Below are 6,000 nucleotides of genomic sequence, written 5' to 3'. Positions count from 1 at the left end.
AAGGGCTAGAAATATACGCCTATTGCATTATGCACAGTCACATTCATATGCTTTGCAAAGCAACTAATGGTTTTATTTTGTCGGATATAATGCGTGATTTCAAAAAGCATACGTCAAAGAAAATTATTCAAACTATAATAAACGAGCCTGAAAGCAGAAGGGAATGGCTTTTGGCATATTTTGAAAAAGTCTGTAAACATTTAAAGAGGGAACAAACGTATAAAGTATGGCAAGACGGCTATCATGCTGAAATAATAGAAACCAATTGGTTTATAAAACAAAAGGTTAACTATATTCACAATAATCCTGTAAAAGATAAAGTAGTCACTTTACCAGAGGATTATTATTTAGTTCAACCAGAAATTATGCAGGTTTAGAGAATGATTTAGAGGTTATTTTGTTAAATTTGTTTTAACTTTGATTGTGGGCACGGATTGCAAATCCGCGCTATCGGGTTTATGATGACAAATACCAAATAAAGCTAGAATGTTTAAATAAATTATCCAAAGATTTATTATATCATGAACATCAATTAACTATCTTAAAAAGAGGGAATGAATTAGTATATTTTTTTCCTGAATTGATTGCCGAAAAATATGTTGTTCAATTTTATTTTAATGACAATCATCACGAAACTGGAATACTTCAAAATTATGACGAAAAATTTATATTATGTAAAAATGTTGGCAACAATGGTGACTATGAAGGTTTTTCTTGTTTTATGATAGAGAATTTGACGGGTATAAAATATAAGGGAATTGAACAACATAAAATTAAATTGATGTTCGATGCTTTTAATCCAGATAGTTTAGTTATGACTAAATAGTATATGGTTTAATACATAAGAGCTAATTATAAAGGAATAGTAAACAGTAATTTGTTAATTTGTTATTCTTAATTTTAATTAAGTATAAATACTTCCTTTTGTAAAATTTATAAGTGATATTTTAATAAGAATACATCATTTATTTTATAATTTGATGAATATCAAATTTTTAATTACCATAAAAAATGCCCCAAATAGTGTCTAACTTTTTGGGGCATTTTCCAATCTGGAAGCTTTTTCGCTTTAATGTCTAATATAAACTAGTTAACAACAATATTATCAATATCGCAATTCGTAGTTAATGGTGGTCCAGACGCTTTGTTTGTTCCAGTATATTCAAAAATGAAATAGCCATTACCAGTTAAACTTGCAGGAAGCGTATAAGTACCTGCGCTTGCAAATACTGTTCCATTTGCTGTAGGAAGGCTACTGAAATTTGTTGTAATGTCATATAAGGTTGCATCAGAAATTTTAGCTCCTGGAACATAATTAGAACTTCTGTACACTTTTAATCCGAGTCCGCCAGTGTAAAATCCTGCTCTAACTTGAAATGTAAGGCTGTTAGCAGCTGTGAAATCTACAGGTACTATAAAGTAAGATTTATTGTTTTCTATATTTCCGCCAAATGATGACATTTCAATAAATTTGCCACTAGAACTTTTAACAATCCAATCTTTTGTTCCTTCTGTAGAAAAGTTTAAGTAGTTGGTAAAAAATTTATTACTAGCAACATAACTTTCAAAGTTTTCTGTAAATGAACCACTAAAGGTATATAATCTTGGATTTGTTAATCTAACATCACTTTCATAACGTACCAAAAATTGATAATCTGTACCATATTTAGTCATTACACCTCTTAGTTTTCCTCTTCCTGCCGGAACATTACTTTTAGAGAATAAAGAATAACTGCTCACTCTAAAATATCTAGTTGTACCACCAGTAGTAGAAACTATATTGTGGTTAGTTGCGCCACCACCAGAATCTACATCGTAGTAAGTTCTTGATAATGATCCGTCTGTAAATTGAACGTTATCAAGTTCAATTAAGGTATTTAAATTTATATTCTGTAGGGTAACACTTGTTGGTATAGCATTTGCCAAAGTTAGAGTACGTACCATGTTGTCTTCAGGAACAATAGTTGAAGAAACAAAAAGATATTTTTGCCATTCATTTTCAGAAATTCTACCAATTGCACCATTATATAAACTTCCAATTTTTAATGAACCATCAACAATAGCAGTATATAAACCTTTTAACTTTATATAAACTTTTCTTCCGGGTGTAAACCCTTTCATGTATGATTTTAAAGATACAGATACACTAAATCCTATTGGCGCAGTACTGTTTGTAGGTATGGTCTGGAAAGAAATTGAATTGTAAAAATTTCCAGTCTCGTCTGACGAGGTTACATAGGCTTCAATAATGTCATCTGCAGTATAAAGAACAGGTGCAGCAGTTGCAGCCAAGCTTAAACTAGACACTGTTTTAGTACTAACTAGATCATAGGTAGTAATTCCTTGTGTAGGAACATCATATTTTTCGTCATTATTTACACAACTTGAAAAAGTTGTGGCAATCAATGCAATAGCTAGGCTAAATTTTATTAATCTTATTTTCATTTTTACTATTTTTATTATTAATAAAATATTCTAATGTTATCTATTTGGTATGTTCCTGTTAAGTTGGTATTTGTACCAGAACCTCTAACTCTAAAAGCAAAATAAAGCGTTCCAGAGTATTGCGATAAATCAATTTCTCCAGAATTGATAAAAAGATATTTTTCTGTTTCGGGAGTTGGTACAATAGCATTTAGTTTTTCCCAACTAGAGGTTGAAAAATTTGTACCGTCATAGTCAGTAGAAACCATAAGCTCTAAACTATTATCGGCTAGTTTTAGGAAATTTTGAGCCGATTGAAAAACTAATTTTTCTCCATCTTGTTTGTTCATGTCAATAGGAGGAGAAATAAGCCAACCAACGTTTACTGCTTGTCCAGATTGATATGAAGTGAATTCAGCATATCCATTATCACTATAAACTTGTTCAGACCATTTTTTAGTTCCTGTTTGAGCTACATTTGCCCATAAAGGCGTGTCTAAGATTGTACCGTCTTGACTGTTAGTAAACTCTTCGTGAAAAATGGTTTTTTTTACGCTATACAATTCAAAGTCCTCGTCTTTAGTACAACCAGTCAAAGAAAGAAGACTAATTGCAAAAAGTGAAAATAATATTTTTTTTGTATTTTTCATTTTTATTACTTTTTAGAAGTTAATATATAAATTTAAGAAATAAGTTCTTCCGTATCCATAAAAATATTTAGGAGCAAAAGCAGGTGTTCCGCTAGAAACATCTTGATTTAGTTGTAAATAACTTGAGTTACGAGCTTGTTCAAAACCACCAGTTTTGTAAACAACATCAAATACATTGTTTACTGAGGCAAATAATCCAAACGTGTAACTTTTAATTTTCCATGATTTTCCACCAGTCAAATTTACTAAAGTAAAATCATTGAATTTTTCTTGTTTTAATAATTCTCTTGCTCTTTCATCATTGGCATCTATCAATGGAACACCATTTCCAATTGCAGGATCATAGAAGAAAACTTTCGTTCTTGTAATAGGCGCAACGTCTATATATGAATTAGCTAAATAATTAACATTAGCACCAATCCACCAAAACTTTGGATCTCTATATTCTAAACCTAATGCAGCTGCCGATTGAGGCATACCAGCTAGTTTATAATTTTTTAAAGTAGCTTCTCCATAATCTGCTACAGGATATGTGTCTGCTGCTGTAGCTCTTGCATCTACGTTTAATCTAACTGTTGGGTTGTTATCATAAATATATTCACCATAATTTGCTGCAAATGTAGCTTTTATAGTACAGGAAATTTGATATTCTAATCCTAACTCTACACCAATATTTCTTTTACTAATGTTGCTTACCGTTTCTGCTACGAAAGCACTAGTAACATCTACAGTATCTGGATTTCCATCATCAATACTTACACCGTCAGCAAAGAAAAATGAAGTTTCGGTAGCATGTTTTGTTTGTGTAAAAAATCCAGTTAATCGTGCCTTAAAAGTAGGGTTTTTTATAATATAACTAGCGTCAAGACTGTTAATGTTTTCGTTTTGAACATCCAATGTTATATTGTTGTTTATTCTTACATTACCAAACACGTTTCTTAAAGTTGGCGCTTTTGTCATGTAAACACCATTCAAGTTTATGAATTGTCTTCCAGTTATCTTATAAGTTATACCACCTTTAAATCCAAAGTTTTCATATTTAGCTTTTTCACTTTTGCCAAATGAATTGGTAGGATAATAACCGTTTTTGTATAAACCTTCTCTTTGATATTCGGCTCTATCATAAGATTGACTTAAGTAAAAATCTACTTTTTTATAAGTAAACTTGAATTGAGTAAAAGCTGTAATTTTATTGGCTGTTAAGTTGTAGTTATACCCATAAGTATCACCAACTTTAATAACTCTATTTGGATTGTTTAAATCAGCCTGTGTTTGATCTGGTGTTGTTCCATAATTATCATAATCAAGAAAATAACTACCTCCCAAAAGATCTAATAAATTTTGAAAGTTATGAGATTTTAATCTGTTATATGTTGCACCACCATTAAAAACGATATTGTCTGCCAATTGAGTTGATAAAATAGTATTAGCTATCCAAGTTTTATCATCTGTTCTATCTTCATACAATGTGTAATAACTTCTTTTATCAACACTTTGCGTGTTGGCGTTGTAAAGATTATTCCAATCTATTTGTCTGTTTGTTAAAAATGCTGCAGATTGTGCACCAACATAATCTGGAGCTAAAACACCATTAGTATCATAAAGTGATGTAAAGTAACTTGGCATATTTCTATAATATGTTGGGTCAGGATTTGGCGTTCCTTGATAATCAAGTCTACTGTTACCTATTGTTCCATATTGATGAGAGATAGAACTATTTAATCTAGTTTTATCATTTATTTTCCAATAATGGTTTAATATTAAAATAGGTTCAACTAAATCTTTTACTCTAGAATTTCTTTTTTTACCATCTTGGTAACCCCAATAAGAGTTGTATTTTTCGCCAGCAATATCTGTAGTTTCTTGTGTGTTAGGAGAATTCTTAGCTCTACTGTTTTCTGCATATATTGATGTAAAGTTCAAAGAGTGATTTTCGTTAATTTTTTTCTCAACACTAGCAAAAAGTGAATTTGCGCTATAATTTGTTCCTTCAAAGTAACCTTCTTGTGCCCATCTTCTAGATGCCGAAACTACAAATGCCCATCCGTTTTTGTTCATTCCAGAGGCATGAGTTCCCATAGTTCTCCAACTGTAGTTGGTATTTGTTCCAGAAAAAGAGATTCTTGATCCTGGTCTGTATATAGAAGCACGAGTGTTTATTTCTTGAGTTCCAAGAATTCCGCCAAATGTGTAATCTGATGGTGCAGATCCAGAAGTGAATTCTTGATTTCTTGTAGCATCATTTAATCCACCCCAATTGCTCCACTGTGGTCTTCCATCATAAAGTTTATTCATTGTAACACCATTTATCATAGTGGTAGAACTTTCGTTATCTAAACCACGAATTCTAAAACGAGCTTGACCCCAGTTAAAGGCTGCAGCTTGTTGAAAAACATCGCGAGAAGCTTGCAATAATCCAGCAGTACTTTCTGAACCACTATTGTCATCGCCCAAGTCATTTTCTGTAATTGTAATAAGACTTAATTGTTGTTCTTGCGTGATGTCTTCCTCAAGAACAATTACTCCAAGTTCTAAAATTTTTCCGTTTTCTACATCAACAGAAATAAGTTGGTCTTTATATCCAACATTTTTAATAAGTAATAGTTGCGTTCCTACAGTTACTGATTTAAAAACAAATTTACCGTTTACATCTGTAATTTCGGTTAAATTGCTGTTCTGAATTGTTGCAACTACATTTTGTATTGGTTTTTGGGTTTTAGAATCCAAGACTTTACCAGAAAAACCGGTACCTGATTGGGCAAAAACTAAAACCGCTTGCAATACAAATAAAATACTAAAGACAAGTTTTTTCATAAAAAAAGTTAAATTAATTTTCTAATTGTTAAGACTTAATACAAACTTAACAGACGGCAAATGTACATTATTTTAATAATAGTATTACTTTTGGCTCGAAGTTTGTAAAAAA

4 protein-coding genes and 1 pseudogene are annotated in these 6,000 nt (G+C 31.2%); 2 read left to right on the top strand and 3 right to left on the bottom strand.

Translation table 11 applies throughout. The features are described from left to right. Positions 1-415: pseudogene (locus tag ACH2CG_RS11755) on the top strand (transposase); the annotation flags it as partial. A 6-nt stretch (positions 416-421) separates the two neighbouring features. Beyond that, positions 422-826 (top strand): hypothetical protein, encoded by a 405-nt coding sequence (locus tag ACH2CG_RS11750; protein WP_395065394.1) that lies wholly within the window; start codon positions 422-424, stop codon positions 824-826. A gap of 260 nt (positions 827-1,086) precedes the next feature. On the opposite strand, the gene ACH2CG_RS11745 is transcribed toward ACH2CG_RS11750, so the two are convergent. The 3 genes from ACH2CG_RS11745 to ACH2CG_RS11735 are packed head-to-tail and all read right to left on the bottom strand — an operon-like array spanning position 1,087 to position 5,888. After that, positions 1,087-2,445, bottom strand: a complete 1,359-nt coding sequence (locus ACH2CG_RS11745) for a DUF5689 domain-containing protein (RefSeq protein WP_395065392.1) — start codon at positions 2,443-2,445, stop codon at positions 1,087-1,089. A 17-nt stretch (positions 2,446-2,462) separates the two neighbouring features. Further along, on the bottom strand, positions 2,463-3,074 hold the full coding sequence (locus ACH2CG_RS11740; protein ID WP_395065390.1) for a choice-of-anchor J domain-containing protein: 612 nt from the start codon (positions 3,072-3,074) through the stop codon (positions 2,463-2,465). A gap of 12 nt (positions 3,075-3,086) precedes the next feature. Beyond that, the gene (locus ACH2CG_RS11735) at positions 3,087-5,888 is read right to left on the bottom strand and encodes a carboxypeptidase-like regulatory domain-containing protein (RefSeq protein ID WP_395065388.1); all 2,802 of its coding nucleotides are present in this window, start codon (positions 5,886-5,888) and stop codon (positions 3,087-3,089) included. Between the last annotated feature and the right edge of the window lie 112 nt (positions 5,889-6,000).

It is taken from the genome of Flavobacterium sp., assembly GCF_043778725.1.
Classification (GTDB): Bacteria; Bacteroidota; Bacteroidia; order Flavobacteriales; family Flavobacteriaceae; genus Flavobacterium.
The sequence above is the reverse complement of the archived record's forward strand: the minus strand, read 5'-3'. Positions and strand labels throughout refer to the sequence as shown.